Source organism: Nitrosomonas aestuarii (assembly GCF_003046585.1).
GTDB lineage: Bacteria > Pseudomonadota > Gammaproteobacteria > Burkholderiales > Nitrosomonadaceae > Nitrosomonas > Nitrosomonas aestuarii.
This window is the reverse complement of record NZ_QAAE01000003.1, coordinates 279236-303920: the sequence shown is the minus strand read 5'-3', so window position 1 is coordinate 303920 and position 24685 is coordinate 279236. Positions and strand designations below refer to the sequence as shown.

30 protein-coding genes are annotated in these 24685 nt (G+C 40.8%); 12 read left to right on the top strand and 18 right to left on the bottom strand.

Translation table 11 applies throughout. The annotated features are described in order from the left end of the window. Window positions 1-534 precede the first annotated feature (534 nt). Both C8R11_RS04600 and C8R11_RS04595 read left to right on the top strand, forming a co-directional pair. On the top strand, window positions 535-2001 hold the full coding sequence (locus tag C8R11_RS04600) for a DEAD/DEAH box helicase (protein WP_107794678.1): 1467 nt from the start codon (window positions 535-537) through the stop codon (window positions 1999-2001). A 182-nt stretch (window positions 2002-2183) separates the two neighbouring features. After that, on the top strand, window positions 2184-2555 hold the full coding sequence (locus tag C8R11_RS04595) for a hypothetical protein (protein ID WP_107794677.1): 372 nt from the start codon (window positions 2184-2186) through the stop codon (window positions 2553-2555). Window positions 2556-2626: 71 nt separating this feature from the next. Here C8R11_RS04595 and C8R11_RS04590 read toward each other — a convergent pair whose 3' ends face one another. Beyond that, window positions 2627-3442, bottom strand: coding sequence for an SDR family NAD(P)-dependent oxidoreductase (locus C8R11_RS04590; protein WP_107794676.1), 816 nt, complete (start codon window positions 3440-3442; stop codon window positions 2627-2629). Window positions 3443-3628: 186 nt separating this feature from the next. Here C8R11_RS04590 and C8R11_RS04585 point away from each other — a divergent pair, with 186 nt between their 5' ends. Then, the gene (locus C8R11_RS04585) at window positions 3629-5149 is read left to right on the top strand and encodes a BCCT family transporter (RefSeq protein ID WP_107794675.1); all 1521 of its coding nucleotides are present in this window, start codon (window positions 3629-3631) and stop codon (window positions 5147-5149) included. 66 nt (window positions 5150-5215) lie between these two features. Here the strand turns inward: C8R11_RS04585 and C8R11_RS04580 are convergent, their stop codons facing one another. Together C8R11_RS04580 and C8R11_RS16060 are read right to left on the bottom strand one after the other, a co-directional pair. Beyond that, complete coding sequence (locus tag C8R11_RS04580; RefSeq protein WP_107794674.1) at window positions 5216-5815, bottom strand: histidine phosphatase family protein; 600 nt, start codon at window positions 5813-5815, stop codon at window positions 5216-5218. A 40-nt stretch (window positions 5816-5855) separates the two neighbouring features. Then, window positions 5856-6014 carry a hypothetical protein gene (locus C8R11_RS16060; protein ID WP_181258156.1) on the bottom strand — a complete coding sequence of 53 codons (159 nt, stop codon included), beginning with the start codon at window positions 6012-6014 and terminating at the stop codon, window positions 5856-5858. A 5-nt stretch (window positions 6015-6019) separates the two neighbouring features. Between C8R11_RS16060 and C8R11_RS04575 the strand changes: the two genes are divergently transcribed. Beyond that, complete coding sequence (locus tag C8R11_RS04575; protein WP_107794673.1) at window positions 6020-6439, top strand: secondary thiamine-phosphate synthase enzyme YjbQ; 420 nt, start codon at window positions 6020-6022, stop codon at window positions 6437-6439. A 69-nt stretch (window positions 6440-6508) separates the two neighbouring features. Here the strand turns inward: C8R11_RS04575 and C8R11_RS04570 are convergent, their stop codons facing one another. Next, window positions 6509-6763 (bottom strand): acyl carrier protein, encoded by a 255-nt coding sequence (locus C8R11_RS04570; RefSeq protein WP_107794672.1) that lies wholly within the window; start codon window positions 6761-6763, stop codon window positions 6509-6511. Between the two features lie 58 nt (window positions 6764-6821). Continuing rightward, window positions 6822-7007, bottom strand: coding sequence for a hypothetical protein (locus C8R11_RS17115; RefSeq protein ID WP_107794671.1), 186 nt, complete (start codon window positions 7005-7007; stop codon window positions 6822-6824). Here C8R11_RS17115 and C8R11_RS16055 point away from each other — a divergent pair. Continuing rightward, window positions 6927-7115: a hypothetical protein gene (locus tag C8R11_RS16055; protein ID WP_181258155.1), complete on the top strand. Its 189-nt coding sequence runs from the start codon at window positions 6927-6929 to the stop codon at window positions 7113-7115. The two genes, C8R11_RS17115 and C8R11_RS16055, sit on opposite strands and share 81 nt — an antisense overlap. Before the next feature lie 82 nt (window positions 7116-7197). On the opposite strand, the gene C8R11_RS04560 is transcribed toward C8R11_RS16055, so the two are convergent. The 3 genes from C8R11_RS04560 to C8R11_RS16900 form a co-directional block, all read right to left on the bottom strand. Further along, window positions 7198-7782 carry a hypothetical protein gene (locus C8R11_RS04560; protein WP_107794670.1) on the bottom strand — a complete coding sequence of 195 codons (585 nt, stop codon included), beginning with the start codon at window positions 7780-7782 and terminating at the stop codon, window positions 7198-7200. A 419-nt stretch (window positions 7783-8201) separates the two neighbouring features. Further along, a complete protein-coding gene (locus tag C8R11_RS16640; RefSeq protein ID WP_107794668.1) occupies window positions 8202-8441 on the bottom strand; it encodes a GDCCVxC domain-containing (seleno)protein in 240 nt (79 codons plus the stop codon). Window positions 8442-9622: 1181 nt separating this feature from the next. Continuing rightward, on the bottom strand, window positions 9623-9856 hold the full coding sequence (locus C8R11_RS16900; RefSeq protein ID WP_090703149.1) for a GDCCVxC domain-containing (seleno)protein: 234 nt from the start codon (window positions 9854-9856) through the stop codon (window positions 9623-9625). A 657-nt stretch (window positions 9857-10513) separates the two neighbouring features. Here C8R11_RS16900 and C8R11_RS04540 point away from each other — a divergent pair. Next, the gene (locus C8R11_RS04540) at window positions 10514-11053 is read left to right on the top strand and encodes a hypothetical protein (protein WP_107794667.1); all 540 of its coding nucleotides are present in this window, start codon (window positions 10514-10516) and stop codon (window positions 11051-11053) included. Next, window positions 11035-11565, top strand: a complete 531-nt coding sequence (locus tag C8R11_RS04535) for a hypothetical protein (RefSeq protein WP_146159070.1) — start codon at window positions 11035-11037, stop codon at window positions 11563-11565. Before C8R11_RS04540 ends, C8R11_RS04535 begins: the two co-directional genes overlap by 19 nt. Before the next feature lie 226 nt (window positions 11566-11791). On the opposite strand, the gene C8R11_RS15865 is transcribed toward C8R11_RS04535, so the two are convergent. Next, window positions 11792-12010, bottom strand: coding sequence for a hypothetical protein (locus C8R11_RS15865; protein ID WP_146159069.1), 219 nt, complete (start codon window positions 12008-12010; stop codon window positions 11792-11794). Between the two features lie 170 nt (window positions 12011-12180). Here C8R11_RS15865 and C8R11_RS04525 point away from each other — a divergent pair, with 170 nt between their 5' ends. The 3 genes from C8R11_RS04525 (at window position 12181) to C8R11_RS16405 (ending at window position 13732) form a co-directional block, all read left to right on the top strand. Continuing rightward, complete coding sequence (locus C8R11_RS04525) at window positions 12181-12738, top strand: hypothetical protein (RefSeq protein WP_107794664.1); 558 nt, start codon at window positions 12181-12183, stop codon at window positions 12736-12738. A 266-nt stretch (window positions 12739-13004) separates the two neighbouring features. Continuing rightward, window positions 13005-13493 (top strand): DUF2726 domain-containing protein, encoded by a 489-nt coding sequence (locus C8R11_RS04520; RefSeq protein ID WP_181258154.1) that lies wholly within the window; start codon window positions 13005-13007, stop codon window positions 13491-13493. 2 nt (window positions 13494-13495) lie between these two features. Continuing rightward, window positions 13496-13732 (top strand): hypothetical protein, encoded by a 237-nt coding sequence (locus C8R11_RS16405; RefSeq protein ID WP_107794662.1) that lies wholly within the window; start codon window positions 13496-13498, stop codon window positions 13730-13732. Window positions 13733-14185: 453 nt separating this feature from the next. Here C8R11_RS16405 and C8R11_RS04510 read toward each other — a convergent pair whose 3' ends face one another. The 6 genes from C8R11_RS04510 to C8R11_RS04485 all read right to left on the bottom strand — a co-directional run bounded on the left by C8R11_RS04510 (window position 14186) and on the right by C8R11_RS04485 (window position 18336). Further along, complete coding sequence (locus C8R11_RS04510) at window positions 14186-15874, bottom strand: DUF262 domain-containing protein (RefSeq protein ID WP_107794661.1); 1689 nt, start codon at window positions 15872-15874, stop codon at window positions 14186-14188. Continuing rightward, window positions 15867-16067 (bottom strand): hypothetical protein, encoded by a 201-nt coding sequence (locus C8R11_RS04505; protein ID WP_107794660.1) that lies wholly within the window; start codon window positions 16065-16067, stop codon window positions 15867-15869. Before C8R11_RS04505 ends, C8R11_RS04510 begins: the two co-directional genes overlap by 8 nt. A 205-nt stretch (window positions 16068-16272) precedes the next feature. Continuing rightward, window positions 16273-17283 carry a zonular occludens toxin domain-containing protein gene (locus C8R11_RS04500; RefSeq protein ID WP_107794659.1) on the bottom strand — a complete coding sequence of 337 codons (1011 nt, stop codon included), beginning with the start codon at window positions 17281-17283 and terminating at the stop codon, window positions 16273-16275. Between the two features lie 14 nt (window positions 17284-17297). Beyond that, window positions 17298-17516 carry a hypothetical protein gene (locus C8R11_RS04495; RefSeq protein ID WP_107794658.1) on the bottom strand — a complete coding sequence of 73 codons (219 nt, stop codon included), beginning with the start codon at window positions 17514-17516 and terminating at the stop codon, window positions 17298-17300. Continuing rightward, window positions 17513-17806 carry a DUF2523 domain-containing protein gene (locus tag C8R11_RS04490; RefSeq protein ID WP_107794657.1) on the bottom strand — a complete coding sequence of 98 codons (294 nt, stop codon included), beginning with the start codon at window positions 17804-17806 and terminating at the stop codon, window positions 17513-17515. The genes C8R11_RS04495 and C8R11_RS04490 overlap by 4 nt, the downstream gene beginning before the upstream one ends. Next, entirely contained in the window at window positions 17803-18336 is a 534-nt protein-coding gene (locus C8R11_RS04485) for a virulence factor TspB C-terminal domain-related protein (RefSeq protein WP_107794656.1), read from the bottom strand. Before C8R11_RS04485 ends, C8R11_RS04490 begins: the two co-directional genes overlap by 4 nt. 418 nt (window positions 18337-18754) lie before the next feature. Here C8R11_RS04485 and C8R11_RS04480 point away from each other — a divergent pair, with 418 nt between their 5' ends. Further along, on the top strand, window positions 18755-19009 hold the full coding sequence (locus C8R11_RS04480) for a type II toxin-antitoxin system Phd/YefM family antitoxin (RefSeq protein ID WP_107794655.1): 255 nt from the start codon (window positions 18755-18757) through the stop codon (window positions 19007-19009). Beyond that, window positions 19006-19260 carry a Txe/YoeB family addiction module toxin gene (locus tag C8R11_RS04475; RefSeq protein WP_107794654.1) on the top strand — a complete coding sequence of 85 codons (255 nt, stop codon included), beginning with the start codon at window positions 19006-19008 and terminating at the stop codon, window positions 19258-19260. Before C8R11_RS04480 ends, C8R11_RS04475 begins: the two co-directional genes overlap by 4 nt. Window positions 19261-19388: 128 nt before the next feature. On the opposite strand, the gene C8R11_RS04470 is transcribed toward C8R11_RS04475, so the two are convergent. The 3 genes from C8R11_RS04470 to C8R11_RS04460 all read right to left on the bottom strand — a co-directional run bounded on the left by C8R11_RS04470 (window position 19389) and on the right by C8R11_RS04460 (window position 24538). Further along, entirely contained in the window at window positions 19389-19649 is a 261-nt protein-coding gene (locus tag C8R11_RS04470; RefSeq protein WP_107794653.1) for a hypothetical protein, read from the bottom strand. Between the two features lie 369 nt (window positions 19650-20018). Beyond that, the gene (locus C8R11_RS04465; protein WP_107794652.1) at window positions 20019-21839 is read right to left on the bottom strand and encodes an AMP-dependent synthetase/ligase; all 1821 of its coding nucleotides are present in this window, start codon (window positions 21837-21839) and stop codon (window positions 20019-20021) included. Continuing rightward, a complete protein-coding gene (locus tag C8R11_RS04460; RefSeq protein ID WP_107794651.1) occupies window positions 21839-24538 on the bottom strand; it encodes an acyl-CoA dehydrogenase in 2700 nt (899 codons plus the stop codon). The genes C8R11_RS04465 and C8R11_RS04460 overlap by 1 nt, the downstream gene beginning before the upstream one ends. Between the last annotated feature and the right edge of the window lie 147 nt (window positions 24539-24685).

Sequence of the window (24685 nt, the reverse complement as noted above, 5' to 3'; positions counted from 1 at the left end):
GAAGCGCCGATGACTGACCTTGATGCGAGTCGTGCTGAGGGTAAGCTGGTATTAAAGGCTGACGACTGGGACGACTGGGATAATGAGGACGACGATGACGATGACGACGATGACGATGACGACGATTATTAATTATTTTAAAAGGCCGTGTCGACTGATTCTGGCCGCGTAAATCTTTAATAATTTATGCATTCATCAGTATCAACAATAACAACCCACATAAGTTTCTGTTTATGTGGGTTGTTGTGTATTTAAATATAAGAAAATTGAACGTTATACAAACAATAAATCAAGTAAAAACCTGTTTCATAAGTTTCATTATCTGTTCAACTTTGTTGATCGATATATCATTTCCTTCCTTTCTAAGAGAAATGCTGTGAAAGCTTTCTTCAATTCGGTCGAGCAATTCATATACTACCGCATATTAATAATCTCGTTTGTCGTCGAAAACAAGAAAGTGAAGTTAGTAATTTACTTATTCAAAGATTAATAAGTTAAGAAGCAGTTATCAGTAGTAATTAAGGAGTGTAATTAATGTTATTTGAGCAACTCGGTTTATCAGCTAATATTTTGCGTGCTGTTACTGAAGAGGGATATACCCACCCGACGCCCATTCAAGAAAAAGCGATTCCCACAATTTTAGAAGGTAAAGATGTTATGGGGGGTGCGCAAACGGGTACTGGAAAGACTGCTGGATTTACCTTGCCGATGCTGCGCCGCCTGGAAATTTATGCCAATTCCAGCATGTCTCCCGCAAAACACCCTGTACGTGCCTTGGTGTTGGTACCAACAAGAGAGTTAGCAATACAAGTGTATGAGAGTATCTTAAATTATAGTAAGTATACCGACTTGAAATCTACGCTTGTTTATGGCGGCGTCAATATGGATGCCCAGGTGAATGCCATTCGAAGTGGTATAGAGATATTGGTTGCGACACCTGGCCGCTTACTAGATCACATTCAGCAGAAATTTCTGACGCTTTCTAAAGTTGAAATTCTGATTTTAGATGAAGCTGACCGTATGTTAGATATGGGGTTTTTGCCGGATATTAAAAAAATTCTGACCTTTTTACCAGAAAAACGTCAGAATCTCATGTTTTCAGCTACCTTTTCTGAGGATATAAAGAAGCTCGCCAATCAATTATTGAATGAACCGGTTTTAATTGAGGTAGCTAAACGTAATTCAATTAACGATCAGATAACACATGTTGTTTATGATATTAAATCGAATCTGAAGTCAGAACTACTGGTTTATTTAATGAAGCACAAGCATTTAAATCAAGTTTTAATTTTCAATCGCACCAAATCCGGTGCTGATCGCCTAAAAAAATATCTGGATCAGCAGGGCGTTTCTGCAGCTGTTATTCATGGGAATAAAAATCAACTTCAGCGCTGCCAGGCTTTTAATGATTTTAAACAAGGTTCCATACAGGCCTTGGTTGCAACCGATGTTGCAGCCAGAGGTTTGGATGTCGAAGAATTATCTTGTGTTATTAATTTTGAACTGCCCAACAACCCGGAGGATTATATTCACAGGATCGGGCGAACAGGCCGTGCAGGTGCGAAAGGCTATGCAATATCGCTAGTAAGCCCGGAAGAAAATAAATTATTAGTAGGTATTGAAAAATTACTACAAAAAAAAATAAAAATAGAAAAGATAGATACATTTGAGAAAACCCAACCTAGAAACAATAAACCTAAAGAAAAGAATCTACAAAATGACAAAAACAGCAATAATAACCTGAAGGAAAAAAATAAAGCGAATGCGATTGCAAATACTCGCGCAGAAGTTGGTTATTTTAAGGGTGAACATGTTGCACGCGAAAAAAAGTCCAAAGTCTCTGGTAAAGATCCACTTTTTACGCAGCCGTATATTTCCGCCGAGCCCAAACCGAATGCCGATAATGAAATGGATGAAAACCGAACAGAATTGAGTCACAGAAAAAGAAGATATCCAGCCAAACCGATACCAGCCTTGTTTGTTCCTCCCGTAAGCAAGTAGAGCTTGCGCCAGAATTTTATATTTTCTTGTACTTGCATACAATTTCGTAGATTTATAATGAATCAATAAATTATGTAGGTTATTATACTTTTTTGGTTGTATGAAACTGAGTTCCCAGAGGGGTGAGTGAGTTTCCGGGGATACGTATTCGCCGCATATTATATACTTCAGGAATTTATGAAATGATTAATGCAAAAATGGTTTTAATTGCGGTATTTTCGCTATGCACACTGCAAACACAAGTAAATGCTCAGCAAGAATACGATAAACAACGTGGCCAATTGCTTTATTCTATTCATTGTATTTCATGCCACAATACTAAAATACATTGGCGAGATAACAAACTTGCAAAAGATTGGTACACTTTAAAAGAACAGGTAAGCCGCTGGCAAGCTAATCTGGATCTTGATTGGCATGTGGATGATATTGCCGATGTAACAGGATATTTAAACGCGGTTTACTACCATTATCCGGTGATGTTAAATAACAACCTGAGTGACAACGATCTGTCTTCACCAACGACTGCGCTTCAATCAGATGCTATAACAGAATAAATATTTGTATTAGAAAATATTCACAATTTAGAGCTTAGCTACAATACACCCGTTAAAATTTTCAGTGGTATTTAGAGTTTCATTTTCCGTCGTACTGCCCAGTTAAAGAGTCGACTGCCTAGGAACCAGCGTGAAATAACCGCAGTTTTAGAGTCGCCGGGCAACGCGTGGCGTATCGGTGGAAAAGATGTTGCAGCTGCCTTGAGTACAGCACGTGCAATGATTTCGGGTCCAGGTGCTTTAGGTTCATCAGCCAAAAGGCGGGGTAGGGCATCCACCAATTTTTGATATGCTGATGGATGTTTGACTGTCTTAAGTAATTCTAATTCTTTTTCAGCAAATTCAGTCTTAATTAAACCCGGCGCAATGACGATCACATTGATGCCAAACTTCATGACTTCGCTGCGTAAGGTTTCTGAGAGTGCTTCTACGGCATGTTTGGAAGCAGCATACCAACCGAACCCCGGAATCGTTATTTTACCCAGAATTGATGCGATGTTGATTATACATCCGGATTGCTGTGAACGCATATGTGGAAGCACAGCATGCATAAAACGTGCATAACCAAAAACATTGACTTCAAATTGTTCATGCGCAGCTTCCATTGAAACGCATTCAATGGCACCTAACTGTCCATAACCAGCATTGTTCACAAGCAAGTCAATATGACCTTTGGTAGCCACAGCATGTTTAACGGCTGCCTCAATTGCATTGGCATCGGTTACATCCAATTGAATCGGTTCGATGTTGTCCGAGCGGATGGCTTCAAGTCGGTCTTTGCGCCGTGCCATGACAAATACATAATAATTATTTTTTGCCAGGAGTTCGGCAGTTGCTTTTCCTATGCCACTCGATGCGCCTGTTACCAGTGCAATTCGTTGTGTCATAATGGTGTTCGATTTAAGAAAGTTTTTATTTTCATTTCAAATCAATTGTTAATTAATGCAGAAATTAAAATACGTTTATTGGCAGAATTGTAAAGAAAATATCATCAATGTTAAGTTTTAAATTGTCGGTAGTTTGTTGTTCTATCGGCTAATTATTCCGTCAGTACAGTCAGTTATATCTTAACTATGAACCAGTTTATTTCCTATTGTACACACATGCTGCGCGAGTGGCGCGAAGGAATTTCCCCGCCGGTTTTTTTTACCGCTGCCGGTATTAATATTACCCTCATTATTGTGGCGGGTATCTGGAGTAAGGCATCTGGTGAGTTATTTGAATCTGTTTTGAATGCCATTACAACGCAATTTGGCTGGTATTACATAAGTGCAACCGCTGTCATTGTTGCATGTGTGTTTTGGTTGCTATTTAGTCGCCATGGTAAGTTAAAACTAGGCCAGCAGGATGATCATCCACAATTCAGCTTGCAGGCGTGGCTGGCTATGTTATTTGCTGCGGGCATGGGCATGGGCTTGGTATTCTGGGGGGTTGCAGAACCGATTCATCACTATCAGATGCCTCCGACTGCAGACCCGCGCAGTCCGGATGCAGCTGCAGAAGCCATGCGCTTTAGTTTTTTTCACTGGGGATTGCACCCCTGGGCAATTTATGTTGTTTTTGGGCTCACAATCGCCTTGCTTCATTTTCGAAAAAATCTACCATTAGCGCCACGAACGCTTCTTTATCCTCTATTTGGTACCCGCATTCATGGTTGGTTGGGACATACGACCGATGCTTTTTGTACTGTCGGCACACTATTGGGTGTGGCAACGTCGCTTGGATTGGGTGCAATGCAAATTAATGCAGGACTTAATCACGTAGTTGACATTGATTACTCGACAACGGTTCAGGTATGGATTATTACTTTAATCACTGCGGTCGCAACATTTTCAACAGTCAGCGGTGTATCGAAAGGGATTCGTTATCTAAGTATTTTAAACTGTGCATTGATGGGGTTTTTTCTAATCTTTGTATTTCTGGTTGGACCGACGTCCTATCAGATAACTACTTTTTTCACAACGTTTGTCGAGTATGTACAGTATATTGTTCCGACCAGCTTATGGCTGGATATGCGTTCAGATAGCGACTGGCAGAAGCACTGGACATTATTTTACTGGGGTTGGTGGTTTTCCTGGAGTCCATTTGTCGGTATCTTTATTGCCCGCATTTCAAGAGGGCGAACTGTTCGTGAATTTGTCGGTTTTGTTCTGCTGATTCCGACACTCATCAATTTCATCTGGTTTTCTGTGTTTGGCGGTACAGGACTTTATATAGAAAATGAAAGCGGGAGTATGGCAGGACCCGTGATAGATAATGTTGCCATGTCATTTCAGGTTTTGCTTGAGCAGTTGCCCTGGGCGAGCTTTATGCAGTGGGGCGGGCTTTTATTAGCAGTTATTTTTTTTATTACATCTTCCGATTCGGGCTCGTTTGTCGACGATATGATAACATCCGGCGGCAACCCCAATCCACCAATTGCGAACCGCATTTTCTGGGGTATTTCAGAAGGTGCAGCCGCTGCTGTTTTACTTTTGGCAGGTGGACTTCAGGCACTTCAAGCTGCTTCGATTTCAGCAGGTTTGTTGCAAAGTCTTTTGTTGCTGGTTGGATGCGCGGGTTTGATCAAAATATTGCACACCGAGTCAGTTTAGCTGCGCGAAATCTTTTTCAATGGTTTGTTAAAAAGCCAATTCAGCTGCAGGACAGTAATGTAACTGTCAGTCGGCTAATTTTCCATTTAAAAACTCCAATATACCGCCGGTTTCTGTGTGTCGAATGCGCGTAATGCCGCCATTACTGACTTTGATTCGATAAAGCCCGACAGGCGCTGCGTGGACAATATTGGCGATGATGGCTCTAATGACTCCGGCGTGCGCTACAATCAGACAATGTTGCCCTTGGTAATGCGTAACGGTTTCGTCATAAGCGGACGCGACACGTTGGATGAAACTATTAAGCGCTTCCGCGCCCTGTGGGCGGTGACTGACGGGGTCTTGCAAGAAAGATCGATATTCTTGGGCTCTGCCAGTTTTTATTTCATCATGACTCAGGCCTTCCCACACGCCAAAACCGACTTCTTTGAATCTATGTTCAACGGACACAGTTATATTATGTTTTTTTCCTAAAGCCATTGCAAATGATTGGCAGCGTTCGAGCGGAGAAGTGATAATATGCTGCCAGGCATGGTAGTCGCCTATGGCATGCCACATCTGTGACCAACCTTTATCCGTCAGCGGATCGTCAATGGCATGTCCTCGATAACGCCGTCCGCCAACGGGTTCGCCATGTCTGATTAAGTCAATAATGGTTTCTGTCATGATATATTTAATCTCATTCTTATAACAAAATTTAAATCAATCAGTCGCGAAAAGAGTCGTGTTGCAGATACTTGTCTAGCTGCGTGTATTCAAGCGGCTTGCTCAAATGTTTATTCATGCGCGGGCATTCCTGTTTGATATGGTTGAACGGCATGTACGTTGCATTGCCCTGGAACGTGACAGTGAGTATTTCATTCATTTTTTATGTGGTTACAAAAAATAATTCAACTAAAAAAACGCACGCGCGGATTTCATTTAATCACGCGTGAAATTATGCAGCAATTGCCGGAACTTAGTGATTTCAATATTGGCATAATGCATGTCTTTATACAGCATACATCCGCTTCTCTGACACTGAATGAAAATGCAGATCCCAGTGTGCGCCAGGATTTTGAATCGTTTTTTAATCGTGCCGTGCCGGAAAATGAATCATACTATATACACATGGATGAAGGCAGCGACGACCTGCCTGCGCACCTAAAATCCAGCATATTAGGCTGTACCTTGACAATTCCGGTTACCGGTGGCCGTTTGAGTTTGGGTACTTGGCAGGGGATTTATTTGTGTGAACATCGGAATGATGGTGGTCCCAGAAGTATAGTGATTACGGTTTATGGTGAATAACAGTTACATTAATACCGGTGTTTATGTGTTAGGGCAGATCAATCTGCCCTGCATCAGGTATAACGCGTTTCAGGATCTGGCTGGAGAACGATGGCTACTGATGTAATCAATCATATCCTTGACGCAGTGAAAATCTTTCACCGCTTTATCTTCAAAAGTAACCCCAAAGATTTCTTCGGCATCGAACAAAAGCTGTATCCTGTCCATGGAATCCAGTCCGAGTGCTTCAAATTCTGATGCAGCATTTATTGTTGAGGCGTCCACTTGTTCAACTTTAGATGCAATAAATACAATTACTTTTTCTTCAATACTGTGTGTATCCATGTCTGATACCTTAATTCAAGTGAGTTATGTAAACGAGACTTATATTATTACCGCCAAATCAGAAAGCATTACATAATCCGAACTGTATCATTTTTTTGCGTGCATAATAGAACATATAGTTGAGATCGCACTCCAGGTTAGCCTCATATAAATTAATGGTTGGATGAATAACACCGGTCTGCAGCGACAGGATTGTGGCAATACCGCCGATTGTAGCCGATGCGCCGTTGGTATGCCCAATCATGGACTGGGTGACGCTGACGGCTATTTCTTGTGCATGTTCTCCAAAAACCTATTTGATCACGTAGGTTTCAACAATATTACCGAGAGCATAGAGGTCGCATGGACATGAATTTAATCGATCATTTCTTGTTTTATAGAGGCGCCCTAAAGTTCAGCCCGCATTGCGGTCACTTGTCCGTCTATACCGGGTGCTATAATAGGCCCCGCATCGTGTGTACAGCCAACCCGCCACAGGTACCAAAAGCAATGCTTTCCATATTATGCGATACAGCCGCAAGATTCCATGCATCAAGATTTATCCGTGGTATGCGCCCCAGGTGTCCGCATGTCACCATTGGCCTGTAGGCCAGTTGCAACAAAACCGGTTGTAGAATTATCGTTAATACAGTAGTTGAAGGATCAGCCCGGCATGCATCCAAAGCAGGCACAAACAGCGGGGACAGGGGATCAACAACAACTGCCTGTGGACCCCCGAAAAAACCATTAAACTGGCTCACACCAATACGGTCATCAATGTTGTTGATGCCTGACTGGAATACAGAATGAGCCGTGCCCAGTACAAGGCCACCACCACGCAGACCCAGTCGATGTGCGTAATTTTGAATCCATGCTTCTTCCGAAGACATGCCATTGGCGTTTGTCCACACCACATCGGATGAGATAATCCGTCCATCGAGAATAAGATTCCGATTAATCAGTCCCATTGTACCAGTCACCAATATTGCTGTAATTCTGCACTTGATTCGCATTCTGATCAGTGCTGTGATACAGATCATATGCAAATACCTGATCAAATGACGTGTAGTCGTTGTATATGGCGGCATCTAAAAAATGCGTTGTTACAGTATGTCCGGCATCTGTTAAAAATTGAATTATTTGATTTCCATCGACAACATAAGATCCATAGTCGTCAACATGAACAAATAAAATATTCGCTGAGTTCGTCGCAACATAAACTGCTAACAGGCAGGAAGCGACAGCCGTTTTTACGGTGCGGTATCCAAGTCATGGATTTCTCGGCTTCAATCAGAAAAAATTCAGAAACGACTATCTGGATAATACTTGAGCAATCTTCTGGCGAAATATATGAAGATGTAACCGCTTATGCGTTATATGCATACATTGCGGCGCGGGATTTACTGTCGATACTTCCGATGCAGCCAACACCGAGGACGCAAAGGGACAAAATAAAATCTTAATTACTGCAGCAACTGTTCTCGTTGTTCCCTTTTGAAATCTGAATTGGCGGACATGGTATTGAGCCATAGGAACAAAACACGCAGCAGTCGCCTTGTAATGGCTTCAAGAGCGTATGACACTCTTCACACTCATAAAACCACAGACAAGAGTCAGTTGGCATTGTTTCTATTTTCCGATAACCACACTCAGGACATTTTATGTCTGATTTCAAAATTACATCTTGATTGGTAGTCATCTCGCTCCAAATTTCATTTGTATTAGAAATTAAAAACCATTATCAAATAACCAGCATAACAATTAATATTCAGATACTTTAGTGGAGAAGAATCATGAATAAATAAATGGCATTAATTGGTTTTGTGGCTTTAGGACTAGTTTTATCCCTATCAAATCATACAGATCGTATGGTTGTTTTGAAAGGGTATGCTTATTTCTCTGGCTGCAGATGATCATCTAACTGTTCGTCCAGGTTCCCACAACACTTCACTTTCCTGTTCTTTCGACGCTGGAACGGGTAATTTTTTCCTGCTGTATCATTCCTTATACAAATTCCAGTAAATTGAATTTTTCTCAAAAAAGCTATTTTTCGACAGCCCCTTTCCAAGGGGTGCGCCGTCTACCGGCACGTGGTACAGCCGCCTAATTAATCCTAAAGAGAGTTGATTGCTTGCCGCTAAACAGCTTGCACGTAACAAAACTAACGGCATTTCAGGCACATTAATGCCATTCGACTGTTGTGGGCAATTTGAGCATTATTATATAGCTCTTCATTAACCTAATTATGAAGGTTGGAAATAATTCATGCAATCTGATGTAGAAAAACTGGAAACATTACTTTTAACAAAAAAAATACAACTTAACGTTGCAGAGAAAGTTATATTATCAAAATTGTTTGTCGTATCGCTTCGAAAAGAAATAAGGAAACTTAGTACACTATTGGAACTGGCTAAACATAAAAATATTTAATGTATTTCTTCTGTCCCGAGATCGGCACCCAGAGCCCCCCCCCCGAAGACATCAAATACCTTACTAGCCATTTTGAAGGCTACATCATACGATGCATTTCCCGAACGTCCAGATTTATGGCGCAGCTATCACAGATCAGCGCATATGTTGGATAGTGATTACTGTTTATTGGAAAAATATGACCGGTTTGCACCGACGATAAGGGAGAAGGCGCGTACCGGTCTAAGGGAGAGTTAAACACTTTACGCTGCAGTTACACGTAAAGCTAGTCTCACGAATGAGACAACAGCATCAAATTTTCAGTAAGGCATCGACGAGAAATGATGAATGCATTTCCTGTCTTTGTGAATTATCTGACCATCCGACAGGTTTATAGTTCAGAAAATTATTAATAATCAATGGAGGCAGGGTGGTCGGAGTCGATTCAGATGTGCGCAAGTTAAAAAAATCTTACTTTTTGTAACAACGACACCCGTCTTTCTCATTTGAAAGTTGTATTGGTGGACATGGTATAGAGCCATAGGAACAAAAAATGCAGCATTCAGCTTGTAACGGCTGCAAGAGCATATGACATCTTGCACATTCATATCGCCACAGATAAAACTCAGTTGGCATTGTTTCTACTTTCCGATAACCACACTCAGGACATTTTATTTCTGATTTCAGAACTACATCTTGATTCATAGTTATCTCGCTCCTAAATACTGGTTGTAATAAATCTAGCTTAAAACTAAAAATACAGTACATGGGTCGGGCCGCCGACCAGCGTGAGGGTATGGCCCAAACGGCCAAGTGCCCAACCCCAAATGAGAAAAATCTTTAAACTAGACTACACCATTCCAAAAGCGAAATAAACCCTTTTAAATTATCTGCATAGATTAATTAGGAGCTTATATTTCGGACAGAGTCAAAATGTTACAGGCAAATAAATTTGATTATGAGGGTTGGCAACTTATTTTAATGCACTTTTTTACCATTAATAAAAGAGCTACAGCTTAAATTTCAAGTTAACAAACAGCACATGAGTCGCACCACCGACCGATGCGAGGGTATGCCCGAACCTAACCCAAATTAACCCTTAAACCTGATTACAACTTTCTATAAGCCAAATATCCTCCATTTCTACTTACGTTAGTTACAAGAGAGCATCACGTTGTCGATTATTTTGACAGTAGGGTTTTTATATGAATAAACAATCACCTACAATCAATAATTTAATTATTTGGCATAAAACTTGCTAATGCTATTTTCGATGGCACTATTTAATAGCTCAGTCATTTTTTTACATTGATTGTTCATTAAATCAGTTAATTAATTTGTAAATATCGTTTGGGACACGTTATGACTAGTCTAGTTTATGGAAAAACATATCGCATTGAAAATGGATTCAATGACTGGCAAGGTGGATTTTTAGATGCTTGCGGCATCACATCTTGCTGTAAAGAAAATCTCTATGATGTATCAACTTGCAAATCTTTTAATTGCGAACAGGTTAGCAGTAATACCTGGGAAATACAGTCAGTAAATGGAAACGCTAACGGAACTCCTGTGCTAACGAGTGATTCGGTATTTCTTATTAACCAATATGGAGAAAAATCGTATTTAGATGTCTGCGGAGGCGGCATTCATATGAAAGACGTATCAACAACTGCCATTAGAAAAAAGGAAGAAACTATGATATGGATAATATTGGCTCACTCCTCTGGTGAAATACATGAAGGTGATACTGTTTCCCTCCTTAATGCTTCGTTCGACTTGAAAGATGCTTATTTAAATATTGATAAATATCCACCTGTTTGCAATGAAAATCTATTTAATGTAATCGCTGGTTACAATCCAGACTACAACCATGGGAGCGTACAGTGGCGTTTTCTAGGATAAACATGGGCAGGCCGGAATACTGCCGCAACCCTGCAGCACAATCCAACAAAAACGCCGCGATCACATTCGACTACAAACTACCCAAGCAATCCTTCAACCTGTACCACTCAGCAACCCAACACATCAAACCTGAAAAGCGTATACCAATGGCTTTTTATGTCTTCGTCACATTCCTGATACAGACCGCAGTATTTGTCTATTTCAGCGTTGACCGGATACTGAGCAAAACCGACATACCCAAAGAAGAAACACCACATGATCTTCTATCAGATCATGAAAATACTGAAACGACTCAGAAGAACATACAGACAGTATCAGTCAGCCAGGTGAACGACCCAATACCACAGCAACAACAAACTGCAACAAAGCTATTACCAACAATTCTTTCAGAAATCTACGACTGGGACAGGGTAGCCGCTTGCCTCAACTCTGAACAAATTGGGTTGTGTCTGCTACGGTCAATCAGCCGAACGGCTAATGATTCCAAAAGAAAGCTGTCAGCTTGCAACTAAACATGGGTGGACTCAGTTATGAGTTTTAGTTTGATAAACGTCACCAGAAATAATTTGGAGGATTAATCTGTGGAAAGTATTGAAACGTTTTTGCAAGATATCGTTTTTAAAGTTCTGTCGTTTATTTTTGCTTTTACCATTATGTTTCTTTGCTTGATCAGGGTTATTTCTAATGATCGAATGCGTGAGATTCTTTTTAACCCGAAGTGTTTTTTTGTTTAGTTTTTTATTCCTCGAGATAAAACTCAATTTCATCAGTCAAGTTGATGGGGTTTGTCCAAAAAGCAGAAAATGATTTATTTCCATCTGGACTAGCTGAGTTGGTAAATACATTAGCAAGAAAAGAAGCGCTTCTAAGTTTGAAAACCTGCCTTGATGGTTCGTAATCAAAAACAAGAGTAAATGCTCTCGGAAAACTAATATCTTCAAATACTTTCTTCTCCATTAATCGATTATTAGATCAACCATACGAAGGACTATATTTCATAACTTTATGAAACGCAACCTTATTATTGTTAGGACAAATAATTTTCAAAAGCTTGACAATAATGTCAATTTATCAGTTAATTAACGGATATTTGCATTTAATCGACCCGATTATTATTATGGTCTTTAATGGGAATTATGACTAGCCTGGTTTACGGAAACACTTATCGCATTGAAAATGTCTTTAATGGCTGGAAAGGTGGAAATCTGGATGCCTGTGGAAGAGCAGCTTGTTGTAGGAAAAACCTTTATGATGTTTCTACTTCTGAATTTTTTAGCACTGAAAAATTAAGTAGTATCTGGAAAATTGAATCAACAAATGGAAAAGGTGATGGAACACCTGTTGTAACTAATGATGCTGTATATCTTGTTAATCAATATGGAACAGAATCATATTTAGATGCCTGCGGAGGTGGCATTCATTTTCAGGATGTATCAACTAATACTAAAAAGAATGAGGATACTACGATATGGATAATACTCGCTCACTCAGGTGGTGGAATACATGAAGGTGATACTGTTTCACTCCTTAATGAAGCAACTGAATTGAAGGAAGAAGGTTATCTGCATACGGATAAATATCCACCTATTTGTGATGAAAACTTGTTCAATGTATCCGTAGGCTACTACAGCCCGGATTTTGCTAATGGTAGCTTACAGTGGCGCTTTATAGAAATACCAGCTTAAGTATCATTCATTACCGCTCACAAAAACGCGAGCATGTGCCCGAATCCTTACGAGCAAAAAATACATTTAATTCTGACTACACCATTTTAATAAATACTAGATTTTTGTATTTCCTTGATCATATCGCAACAAGGGGCATTAACCATCATTTTGTAGTGGTTTATTTTTTTGGAAAGAATACGTTAACTTATTTAACTTGATTTCTTCGGGGGCTTAATATGGACGTGTTAGATCTAATATTGAATCATTTAACGCACGATTTTTTAATGGTATTTATTGCTACATTCCTGTTGTTTTCTTTTTTTTCTGTTTATATCAAATCAAAGAGGAAAGAAAATTCTGAATTTACTTATTGCGCTCTGCCCAACTTATTTACGCCTGCCGAGTTATCTTTTTATTTTGTTATAAAACAAGCTGTTTCTGATTCATTTGATGTATTTGGCAAAGTACGAATTGCTGATGTTATAAGTCCTGATAAGGAAATGAACCGTAAGAAATGGCAATCAGCCTTTAATCGCATATCCTCCAAGCATTTCGATTATGTGATTTGTGATCCTAATACATTAACAGTTGTCGCAGTTATCGAATTAGACGATAAAAGCCATAATCTTAGAAAGTCTGTCAGTCGGGATTTATTAATAAATGATGTATGCAAAAGTGCAAATATTAAACTCATTCGTTTTGAAGCTAAATCAACCTATCAAATAGCGTTTGTACGCGAAGCTATTAATGATGTTTTAAACGCGCATCAATAATAATGTTCTCGAAGCTTTATAACCTGTACTGGCATATTCGATATACACGCAATCCAAGTGTGAAGCGTAGATATTATCGCTATGTTTTAGCCGAAAAAAAACGCCTGCTGAATGCAGGCGTTGATCAGGAAGAATTGCGTTTATTGTGCCGGTCGCTTAGTGGCCGGTTAAACGTTCACGCCGAAAAACATTTAGCAAATTATAGAAAAAATTGGCCAAAAGATCGGATTTCCTCCTGAATTTTTTACGATGTTCCAATTGCTTATAATTTATATTATGTTAAATTGTAGGTGTAAAAGACAATATCGATTTACCTACATGATTTGTGATTATTTCTATAATCTTCTAATCGCTTTTCTGCGTGTACGTTTCGTAAATTAGATAAATGCCTACAAAGCAATCTAATTTCTTCACCGTCAACGCCTGCATCCAGCAGGCGTTTTCTCTCTTTAGCTGCCTTACGATAATAATGTCTTTTTTTGGTGTTATCTCTTGTCGTTCTAATGAATCAATATAAATTATGAAGTATGGAAAACATAAAAAATTTGATAACTAAATAAATATAATAAAACGTAATGGAATTACTATAATTTACCTAAGATAATTATGGTTAAAGATGAAATACATATATATTGATATAAAAAATATCATGAAGTTATAGATTTAGAGATTTATGAAGAAACAACACATGATTAAACAGGCCATGCCTTTATCGCATATATCGACATGCGACGTTGTCTATCATTTATATATTCTGCTTTCCAATCGCCTTCATATTGAGCAAGTTCGCTAGTTAATACATAAGGCGATTCTTTAAAGCGTTTCTTCTTTTCTTCAAAGGCGGCACTTTTTAATTCAGAATTAACTGATTGTTGAAGAAGTGTTTGATTGCCCAACCTATTAAGATAAAGTGAAGAATCATCATCATTAATTAAAGGATAGTTTCCTTGGGGTTTTTTGGGGTATATATGCTCTAAAGTAATCTCAGCTGGATTATCATTTAAAATATAATATGCTTCTCTATCCTCTGTTATAGCTGTTTCAATTCCTCTAATATAATAACGAGAAAATTCTTCTTTAGTTGATTTAAAGGTCGAGAATGCCTCCGAGAATTCTTTGTCATTTGGAGTAATAGTTTTTAGATTCTCTTTTAATTGTTTTGTAGTTGTTATACTACCGTTATAAATATTCTCAGCAACTGAAGCAAGAGGATAAATTTGTCCTCCACTCCTTGTAGAAGAAGCGATTAAAAGACGCGCCGTCAAAGAAACTAAAAATTCAAATGCTTGTTTGCATTCCTTATCAGTAAATTTCTGAACAATTGCTAACTGAAGTGGAATGATTGGCTTAACACTAAACATTATTAAAGTTCTGACTGCAGCCCTACTAGATTTAAGTTGACCATTCCATTTGTCATGTTCGGGCATTTTGACCGCAGCAAAGGACTGTGCCAAAGATTCCATTTGTATAGCATAATTTACAGCTTTTTGTTCTGATGAAATGTATTTTTCTGTGAATTCATATACCTCTGTTTCTTTTGTATACCCTACCATGCAGGTTAGGGCATATCTAAGGAAATCAATTGTAATATCTTTATCTGAAATACCATTTAATATAGCTTTCATGGAATTCCATCTGATTTCAACTTCTTCGAATCGTTCACCAGATGCACCGAAGAGATAATTCTTAACCAAATCACTTTGTGTTGTTTTTAAACCTCTATCATTAAGGGTTTCAAACATTTTATATGCACTTGCATTACTATTAACTGTTAATAGTAATATTTGGACACCATGTTCAATATAATCCAACCATTGATTAAGTTGATCACATTGATCTTTTTCTTTGTTATAGGGAGCAATGATTTTTTTAATTCTATCTTGAGCAATTCTTCGAGCAGTTGCCAATTTTTCAGTTGAAGGAGAGCTAGGAGACTTGCTATCATCTAAAGATTTACCCAACAAATATATAAAATAGTCATTATCATTTCGACCTAACCTTAAATTTGGTAAAACTTCTCTTTTACCTCTGTCTACTGAAAAAAGAATTTCTTCAACAGATTTGGCCAACATATTATCTTTATTATTGAAAAATCGCATCATTTCTGCAAGAAATATACTAACAGTAGCAAGTCTTTGTTGGCCATCAATAATTTCTATCTTTGAACCACTTTCATGAGGAATGCCAACTATAGTCCCCACAAAATAGGAAGTACTATTATCTAAATCAATAGCTTTTCCAATATCTTGAAACAGTGCTTCAATCTGTAGTTCAGTCCAGCTATATTCTCTCTGGTTAGCAGGAATTATTAATTTGTTATTTGCAATAACACCACCTAAGCCATAGATGTTAAATTTCATATTAGAATTAAAATTAGCCATTTCTAAATTCTCTCACTAATTCATCAATAAATGGGGCTCGTAGACCAGCTGCTTCTAGCTCTGCAATCGAATTCATTCGAAGTCTTTCTCTCATCCATGTGGCTAAGGGGATGCCCGCTAATTCTGCACACATCTCAAAAGACTTCTTTTCATCATCAGATAAGCGAACTTGAACTTGTTTTATTTTATTCATAATATGATGTATAGTAATTTGTTATGCATAATAATATATTAATTAAAATAACATATCTATATGATATGCATAATTCCTATATATTTTATTTGCATGTGTATATATTATGCATTATATATTCAATTTGTAAAAAAGAAGTTTGTTTTGCAATATGTAAACAGTGAACAAGCTGGAAACAAAATAAAGTTTTTTTCCAAACAGTTTCTTATGAAATATATAACGCTTTTATATTGCTACTTTTACTCTGAGTCCAACCGTGCTTAGCTGCTAACTGGCAACTTTCTTTCGGGATCATGAGCCGTTCTGCTGGTTGACCATAGCAGACACACCCCAATTGTTCAGAGTTGAGGCACGCGGCTACCCTGTCCCAGTCGTAGATTTTTGAAAGGATTGTCGGCAGTATTTTTGCTGTGGTTTGCTGTTCTATGATTTGTTGCTGCTGTGGTGTCGCGACATTTTCTTGGCTGACTGATACTGTCAGTATGTTCTCTTGAATAGTTTCTGTATTTTCATGATCTGATAGAAATTCATGCGGTGTTTCTTCTTTGGGTGTGTCGGTTTTGCTTAATATTCGGTCAACGCCGAAATAAACAAAAACCGCGGTTAATATCAGGAATGTGACAAACACATAAAAAACCATTGGTATGCGCTTTTCAGGTTTGATGTGTTGGGTTGCCGAGTGGTACAGGTTAAAGGATTGCTTGGGCAGTTTGTAGTTGAATGTGATGGCGGCGTTTTTGTTTGATTGTGCTGCGGGGTTGCGGCAGTATTCCGGCCATTCGTAGATTTTCCGGCCTGCCCATGTCGGGCGAATGTGCAAATGGCGGTCTACCAGCGCAAGTACGTTTCTATGTATCAGTGTTGGTGATTGGGTGATTAAAAAGAATGTCAGGCCGAAGTGTCGGTGAATGGACAGGTCTTTAATGTCTTCGGTTATCTTGCTGCCAGTGGTCGGCCACATTCTTTGTACTTCATCGACGACGATTATAGAGCCGTGTTCTATGTTGGTGAGTTCGGGTAAGTTTTGTTCCGGTTCTGTGGTCTGGTTCCAGTTTTTAACGTCGTCATAGGTCAGTTCAATTGTCGGAATTTTTAGTTTTGGAATACCGACTGTATAGATGATTTTTCCTTCGTCATGGGCTTTTTTGATGACGTTCCAGACGGCGTATGAAGTTTTGCCGCCGCCAGGTACCGAGGTTAGTAATGTAATGCTCATGATGTGCCTCTTGATTAGAACCGTCTTGATCCGTCAGGGTTATAGTAGTCTTCCCATTCACCGCCGTATTCATGGTCGTAGTCGTAGAATTTTGTGGCGTTGGAAACGGTTTTGCGGCTTTTGGCGATTGAGAACAGGACGACGCGCAAGACAAGGGCTAAGCCGATGATGTGCCAGACATCTGCAAGCGCTGTGGTGATTGCGGAAACGACGATTGAGGAAATGTCTATCATTTTGGTAATATTCCTAGTTTTGACATTGATGTGAATGTGACCCTGAAGGCCATTGCACCGGCTATGAGCCCTAATGCTTCCCCTATTCCGGCAAGGCCAATGAGTTGAAGCGCGTCGGTTGCGAGTGAGTCAAATTGGCTGCGGGCGTAGTTCAGGGCAATGTCAAAGGCGGCACTGATGGCGGCGTAACTGATAACACCCACACCGGCGGCAGATAGTCCGGTTTTAACGATTGCGCCGATGTTGGATTCAAAGAACTGGCCGAGCGGGACTAATATTTCCTTGATCATTCTGTTTTAATCCCTGAGATGATGAACATTGCAGACAGGCCAGCGATTACGAGAATGATTGGCCGCACGCCGGTTGCAAAGTCGCACGCGGGTTGCATGGACAGGTTTAAATTGCCATAGCCATAGCTGACTGACCTGTCAGCGGGACAAGAGCCTTCACCCCATGATTCATAGCTGAATATGTCGGGTAATTCGTATTCTTCGAGGTCTTTGTCGTTTACGTTGTCAAAGTCTATTTCGTAGTCGATGTCTGGCGGATCAGGTGGCGCAGGTGGCCGGATTTCGCTTTCTGTGGTGGTTGATCCGGTGGGGTTGTTGTTCAGGTCGTAGGTAGTGACTGTCTTTTTTTCTTTAACGTCGATCTGGTTCGGGTTTTCGGTGGTGGCTGCGTCGGTGATGTCGACTGATGTTTCAGTTACCTGCGTGCCGGTGGTGTTGCCTTGTGCGTCTTTGGTGGTGATGGTTTCGCTGCCTATGGGCTGGTTGATCGGTGCGTCCAGTGCTGGCGGCGTGCTGACATCGACGGGCACATCACCGCCGTTTTCCAGTATGTGGTCGGTTGATGCGGGGTCATTGAGTTGTGTTGCTGCATTATCCCATTCGGTTTCACTGGGTACGGTCGGTTCTGATGTGCCATCTAAAATACATTCCGTACCTTGTTGTACATAGCGGGACGGACATTGCTTTGGTATTGTTTTCTTAAAAAAGGAGGAGTCCGTATACTGATTGACAATAAGGAGTACTAGGGGTGCGAATATTATTTTTGATATTTTTATTGTCGCCTTGTTTGAGCTATGCGGCAGAGTCTATCAATTGTCATTTTAATCGCTTTCATCAAGTCAATCATGAAGTACCTGATGTGACTGGTTATGCGGACCTTGAAGCAAGTATTGCGTACATGTATTTGTACAAGTACAATTATGAGTACATTACTGAGAGGTACTAACGATGGATACAATGAGCTATTCCGCATTTCGCAGCCACCTGGCAGGTACGCTGGATAAGGTGAATGATGACCATAAACCGATCTTGATTACTCGGCAAAATGGTAAACCTGCTGTGGTGATGAGTCTGGAAGATTTTCACGCCTACGAAGAAACTGCCTACCTAATGGCAAGCCCTAAAAATGCAGAGCGATTGAATCAAGCGATAGCGGAAGTGGAAGCAGGAAAAGTGATTCAGAAAGGGCTTATTGAGGAGTGATTTTATCCTGGGCTGAAAAAGCATGGGAAGACTATCTATATTGGCAGCAAACTGATAAAACAGTCCTGAAGCGTATTAACACACTAATCAAAGACATCAAGCGAGAACCATTTGACGGACTTGGAGATCCAGAATCTTTAAAACATAATTGGTCTGGCTATTGGTCGCGTCGCATTAATCGAGAGCACCGCCTGGTTTACAGAGTGAAAGATGATTCATTAATTATCGTACAGTGTCGCTACCACTATTAGGCCCAAATACATCATAGCTGTTATGCGACGCTTAATTTAACTGAAAATTTTGACCGATCTAACGTTTATCAGCGTGAACGTTAGATCGGTCACTTTGACACATACCGATATGTGTTTAGGGTAACGGGTTATATTTTTAGTTTTTTGTCAGGGAATAATTTCTCATGTATTTCGTGTAGCTCATATATCTCCTGCATTACTTCCGGAGGAAAACCATTTCTTGACCGATCATGATCGTTCACTAACAATTTATTTATGAATGGATAGAATTCTGGAAATCCCCAGTGTAGCTCAATTTTATCTGCTACATGTTTGAAGTCGCGTTCAAGTACAGATTCATTGTTATTTAGATAGGCATTAAATTCTTTGATTAATTTTCTTAGAGGCACTCTAATTCCCTTATCAGTTTTAAAATAAGGGAATTATATTTTGAGGAATTCAACTAACGCAATTGAGAAAAGATATACTAAAGTAATCTTTTTCCAAATTACATTACTTTATACATGTAATATGTTGAAAATAAAAATTATTCATCTTCTAAAGACTGGGAATTAAATTAAGGACAGTTCAGTTGTTTTGTAATAAATGGGTAGTCAGACTTGAAGTCTGCTCACCTTTAGGTTCGGTCAAATGCCAGCCTTGTACGCATATCATTTCTTAGTTTAAAGTATTCCCACATTTGTTTTGTATTGCAAAACAAGGTTGAATCCGCTGCATCCGGACTAGTAATCGGTTTTTTTGTTTGAAAGTAATAAAAGTTAATGTCCTTCGTACATTCTTTCAATTTTGGCTTTAAATTGTTCCATAATTTTGGATCGCCGTAGTTTTAAAGTCGGTGTTAACATTTCATTATCAACAGTCCATGGTTCGGGCATGATTGTGATTTTGCGGATGCGTGCATAGCCGGGAAACTCACGGGTTTGGTAAGTCACTTTTTCAAGCAGGATTTCCTCGATTTTTTGCTTTTGTGCATCATTTGCATTTATGATATCTGCATCAATCCCTTGTTCTGCGGCAAATTTGTTCCAGTTATTTTTATCAAGCACGACCAGCACACTTAGGAAAGAACGGGCCTCACCAATGACCATGATCTGTTCGAAAATCTGATCTCGTAAAATGGCTGTTTCCATGTCACCGGGAGGAATTTTTTCGCCGGTAGACAATACTATGATATCTTTTAATCGTCCTGTAATCGTAATATGACCTTGCGAATCAATCGAAGCAACATCGCCTGAATTCAGCCAACCATCAGTTGAAATTATCGCTTGGGTTGCCTGAGGATTGTTCCAGTAACCCATCATGATATTCGGACCGCGGATCAATAACGCATCGTCTTCACCCAATTTGACCTCAACGCCGGGTAGCGGCAATCCTACACTGGCCGGTACATTGTCTTCATGACGGTTGACGCAGACAACCGGGCTGCTTTCTGTCATGCCATAACCTTGCAGAATGGGCAGCCCCAGGCCGATAAATACGCGGGAAATTTCGGCTGACAGTGCCGCGCCGCCACTCATGGCATGGCGCAAACGCCCACCCAGTTTATTCATAAGCTTGGATGCCACCAAATGATCCAGCAACGGCCATAACAAAAATACAGGCCGCCAGGATGCGCGTTTTTGTTGGTGCTCAAACCGGCTATATCCAACCTCAGCGGTAAATTCAAACAGCCATCTGGCAAATGAAGAACCTTCAGCAAGTTTTGTACGAATGCCTGCGTAAATACGTTCATAAATTCTTGGTACCGAGATCAGAATGGTCGGACGAATCGTCAACAGGTCTTCCTGTAATTGTGGAATTGAACGCGCATAGGCAATGGTGGCACCACACATCATCGGCAAATAGTAACCCACAGTTCGCTCAAACGTATGTGACAAGGGCAAAAAAGACAAAAGTAAATCATTTGGCGTAACCTGTACAACCTGTAAGCTGCTGTAGGCATTCGTCAGAATATTGTGGTGATTGAGCATCACACCTTTGGGACGGCCGGTCGTTCCTGAAGTATAAATAATGGTAGCCAGGCTGTTGGGATCGCTACTGATATGCTGTATTTCTTCGGCTTTGGCCGGAAGCCACTTTGACAGTGTCATTAAACGAGGGTCATTTGAAAGTGAGGAAGATGTGTTTTTTTCACCAGTCGACTCTACCAGTACGATGCGCTGCAGACTTTCAATATTACTGCAAGCTTCACAGATTTCTGGCGTGTGTACAGAATCTTCAAGTATTAACAGTCTGACACCTGCGTCGGCCAGCATGTAAGCGATGTTATCAGCGCGATCTTCAGTATAAAAAGGCACGACAACCAGTCCCAGACCTAAAGCAGCCTGATCAAACATAACCCATTCCGGGCTGTTTCGTATCATCACGGCGACACGATCTCCAGGGGGCAGCGATTCTCTAATCAAGGCAGCTTGCCAAAGGGCTACCTGTGCATTCATCTGCGACCAGGTATACACACACCACGTTGCGCGTTCCGCATCGTAGTAACGGTAGGCTTCTGCTTCAGGGGTACATTTCACGCGTTCGTTAAATAAACCATCCAGTGTTTTTGCCTGTTCAACTGAAATAATATGATTCATCATTTTGCCTGGTTTGTCTGAGATTTGTCTGCGTTGCTGTCACCGCTTTGTTGATTTTCTTCTTCTGCCTTGTTCCCAGAAGGGGCCGAATCAGATGTGGTTGCTTGCTCGGCAGGTGCTGGCTTTTTATGTTTCTCAGTTTCTGAATCTGGGGCTGGTATTTCTTTATTCTCGCTGTTAGGTTGCACAGGTTTTGTGTCTGTAAACAAATCCGAAGCAGCGATTTCACTTAATTGTCCTGATTCAAACAATTTGGATTGTTCAATTCCACTGATTGGAGGATTTTCACTGGCGTCATCCTCAGGCTGAGTCACTTGCTCTGGTTCAAACTGCTCAAGCTCAGGCTCAGTCGAAGCAGCGAGCGCGGATTGATTGGACAGATTGAATGGTTCGTATGCTATATCCTGTGAAAAATCGTCAACTTTAATGACACGGCTACGCAATTCTTTCATCTTTTTCAGTAATTCAGCTTCCGCGGCAGTGATTACATTCAGATGGTATGCCTGCGTAATTTGCTTGTCACCCTGTGCCGTCACCTTTCCTGATTTCACAGCGTTGCGTACTTTGGACTCAAGTGGAGCGCTTTCGATCGCACATTTGAGGGCTTCTTCCAGGTCGGACATCGGGTCGCCCGGTGTGGTCGGTATAAAAATACCGGAAGTCAATCGGTCCCGTGCTTCACCTGGTTCCAGCATTATTCTGGCAATTTCATGTCCTAAATCGTCAGTTGGTGGAGAATACGGTTTTCCAACAGGGAAAATCCACTTTCTAAGTAACCATACAAAAACTTTGTTAGCAGGAAAATTACTCAGAACTTCGTCAAAAGTCTGCTGAATGCGATACACAGCATCCTGCATGGACCAGTGCAATAAAGGCAAATCTGCTTGCGGGCGGCCATCGTCTTCAAACCGTTTCAGCGTCGCTGAACAAAGATACAGATAACTCAGAATATCACCCAAACGCGCAGACAGTCTTTCCTTGCGTTTCAATGCACCACCCAGGAACATTAAGGCAATATCGGCCAGAAAAGCAAAATTTACGGATAACCGCGTGAGTTGCTGATAATAATTTGCAATTTCCGGCGGGCTGTTTTCAGGAACGCTGCCTTTCATGTATTTACCGAAAAGACCATACACGATACTGTTCATCGTGTTGCGCATGCTGAATAAAACATGTCCGACCAGCGCGGCATCAAATATTTTCGAGGCGCGTTTCTTGTCCGTATCGTTTGCTGCAGTGACTTCCTGCAAAATATAAGGATGGCAGCGGATTGCCCCCTGACCAAATATAATCATGCTGCGCGTCAGAATATTGGCGCCTTCAACGGTAATACTTACCGGAATATGCTGATAAGATCTTCCCAGATAATTGCGCGGGCCAATACATATTCCTTTACCGCCATGAATATCCATGGCGTCATTAACTGCCTGACGTGCTCGTTCGGTTAAGTGGTATTTCACAATAGCTGAAATCACAGACGGTTTTTCACCCAGGTCGACGGCTCCGGCTGTCATGACGCGTGCGGCATCCATCATATAGGCATTGCCGCCAATCCGCGCCAGAGCCTCTTCTATACCCTCAAAATAACCGATCGGTGTATTGAATTGCACGCGCACCCGGCCATAGGCACCACTGGTTCTTGCCGCCAGTTTTGCAGCGCCTGCACCGGTTGCCGGTAATGAAATCGAACGGCCTGCCGCCAAACAATTCATTAGCATGCGCCAGCCCTGCCCTACGCCTGCCTGACCGCCAATAATCCATTCCATTGGAATGAAAACGTCTTCACCTGAATTGGGGCCGTTTTGAAATGCTGCGTTGAGTGGAAAATGACGCCGTCCGATATTGAGTCCGGGAGTATCTGTTGGTATCAATGCCAGCGTAATGCCGAGATCTTCTTCCTGGCCGAGTAAATGATCGGGATCATACAATTTAAAAGCCAGCCCGAGAATGGTCGCTACGGGACCAAGCGTAATATATCGTTTCTCCCAGGTAACGCGCATGCCCAGCACATCCTGTTTGCCTTCAAATTCGCTTTTGCAGACAATACCGTAATCCGGGATAGATCCGGCATCCGATCCGGCTTCAGGTGAGGTCAAACCGAAACAGGGTACTTCCAGGCCTTTGGCCAAACGGGGTAAATAATGATTCTTTTGTTCGTCAGTCCCGTAATGGAGCAGTAATTCCGCCGGCCCCAGTGAATTAGGCACCATGACCGTAACTGCCGCCGTGCCACTTCGTGAACTGATTTTCATGACCACTTCGGAATGCGCCAGTGCAGAGAATCCGTAGCCACCATACTCTTTCGGGATGATCAAACCAAAAAACCCATTGTCTTTGATAAACTGCCAAACCTCCGGCGGTAAATCTATTAGTTCATGAGTAATCTGCCATTCATCCAGCATTTCGCATAATTGTTCGACCGGGCCATCAAGGAAAGTCTGTTCTTCGTCACTTAATTGCGGCTTGGGGTATGCCAGCAATTTATTCCAATCCGGTCTGCCGCTGAATAAATCGCCGTCCCACCAGACAGTACCTGCATCAAGCGCTTCTTGTTCGGTTTGAGATATTTGCGGTAGCATTTTACGAAACATTTTCAATATCTGATTAGTGACAATCAGGCGGCGTAAAACAGGCACAAACAAAATGATTGCGATTACAGCCAGTATTGATAAAAAAATATAAAATAGCGACAGGAGCATCTTTTTTTCCCTTATTGATCGAACTCAGTTAGTTAAATTCCTGCTTGCGCACATGGTCAGTGCATGTCTTTCAACAGACGTGTAGAATTCAGATTCTGCCTCAAGGCATAAATTTACATGATAATCACATAAATCCCTACACCCGGA

Bases quoted from the DNA above. Each gene is read 5' to 3' on its own strand.
- C8R11_RS04560 (WP_107794670.1), bottom strand. From the start codon at position 7,782: ATGATCTGTATCACAGCACTGATCAGAATGCGAATCAAGTGCAGAATT.
- C8R11_RS17115 (WP_107794671.1), bottom strand. From the start codon at position 7,007: ATGATTGGGCATACCAACGGCGCATCGGCTACAATCGGCGGTATTGCC.
- C8R11_RS16640 (WP_107794668.1), bottom strand. From the start codon at position 8,441: ATGACTACCAATCAAGATGTAATTTTGAAATCAGACATAAAATGTCCT.
- C8R11_RS16055 (WP_181258155.1), top strand. From the start codon at position 6,927: ATGAATAACACCGGTCTGCAGCGACAGGATTGTGGCAATACCGCCGAT.
- C8R11_RS04480 (WP_107794655.1), top strand. From the start codon at position 18,755: ATGGATACAATGAGCTATTCCGCATTTCGCAGCCACCTGGCAGGTACG.
- C8R11_RS04465 (WP_107794652.1), bottom strand. From the start codon at position 21,839: ATGAATCATATTATTTCAGTTGAACAGGCAAAAACACTGGATGGTTTA.
- C8R11_RS04510 (WP_107794661.1), bottom strand. From the start codon at position 15,874: ATGGCTAATTTTAATTCTAATATGAAATTTAACATCTATGGCTTAGGT.
- C8R11_RS15865 (WP_146159069.1), bottom strand. From the start codon at position 12,010: ATGGAGAAGAAAGTATTTGAAGATATTAGTTTTCCGAGAGCATTTACT.
- C8R11_RS16060 (WP_181258156.1), bottom strand. From the start codon at position 6,014: ATGAATGAAATACTCACTGTCACGTTCCAGGGCAATGCAACGTACATG.
- C8R11_RS04575 (WP_107794673.1), top strand. From the start codon at position 6,020: ATGTGGTTACAAAAAATAATTCAACTAAAAAAACGCACGCGCGGATTT.
- C8R11_RS04490 (WP_107794657.1), bottom strand. From the start codon at position 17,806: ATGATCAAGGAAATATTAGTCCCGCTCGGCCAGTTCTTTGAATCCAAC.
- C8R11_RS04525 (WP_107794664.1), top strand. From the start codon at position 12,181: ATGGGAATTATGACTAGCCTGGTTTACGGAAACACTTATCGCATTGAA.
- C8R11_RS16900 (WP_090703149.1), bottom strand. From the start codon at position 9,856: ATGAATCAAGATGTAGTTCTGAAATCAGAAATAAAATGTCCTGAGTGT.
- C8R11_RS04520 (WP_181258154.1), top strand. From the start codon at position 13,005: ATGGTATTTATTGCTACATTCCTGTTGTTTTCTTTTTTTTCTGTTTAT.
- C8R11_RS04580 (WP_107794674.1), bottom strand. From the start codon at position 5,815: ATGACAGAAACCATTATTGACTTAATCAGACATGGCGAACCCGTTGGC.
- C8R11_RS04495 (WP_107794658.1), bottom strand. From the start codon at position 17,516: ATGATAGACATTTCCTCAATCGTCGTTTCCGCAATCACCACAGCGCTT.
- C8R11_RS04595 (WP_107794677.1), top strand. From the start codon at position 2,184: ATGATTAATGCAAAAATGGTTTTAATTGCGGTATTTTCGCTATGCACA.
- C8R11_RS04590 (WP_107794676.1), bottom strand. From the start codon at position 3,442: ATGACACAACGAATTGCACTGGTAACAGGCGCATCGAGTGGCATAGGA.
- C8R11_RS04585 (WP_107794675.1), top strand. From the start codon at position 3,629: ATGAACCAGTTTATTTCCTATTGTACACACATGCTGCGCGAGTGGCGC.
- C8R11_RS04460 (WP_107794651.1), bottom strand. From the start codon at position 24,538: ATGCTCCTGTCGCTATTTTATATTTTTTTATCAATACTGGCTGTAATC.
- C8R11_RS04600 (WP_107794678.1), top strand. From the start codon at position 535: ATGTTATTTGAGCAACTCGGTTTATCAGCTAATATTTTGCGTGCTGTT.
- C8R11_RS04570 (WP_107794672.1), bottom strand. From the start codon at position 6,763: ATGGATACACACAGTATTGAAGAAAAAGTAATTGTATTTATTGCATCT.
- C8R11_RS16405 (WP_107794662.1), top strand. From the start codon at position 13,496: ATGTTCTCGAAGCTTTATAACCTGTACTGGCATATTCGATATACACGC.
- C8R11_RS04500 (WP_107794659.1), bottom strand. From the start codon at position 17,283: ATGAGCATTACATTACTAACCTCGGTACCTGGCGGCGGCAAAACTTCA.
- C8R11_RS04540 (WP_107794667.1), top strand. From the start codon at position 10,514: ATGACTAGTCTAGTTTATGGAAAAACATATCGCATTGAAAATGGATTC.
- C8R11_RS04505 (WP_107794660.1), bottom strand. From the start codon at position 16,067: ATGAATAAAATAAAACAAGTTCAAGTTCGCTTATCTGATGATGAAAAG.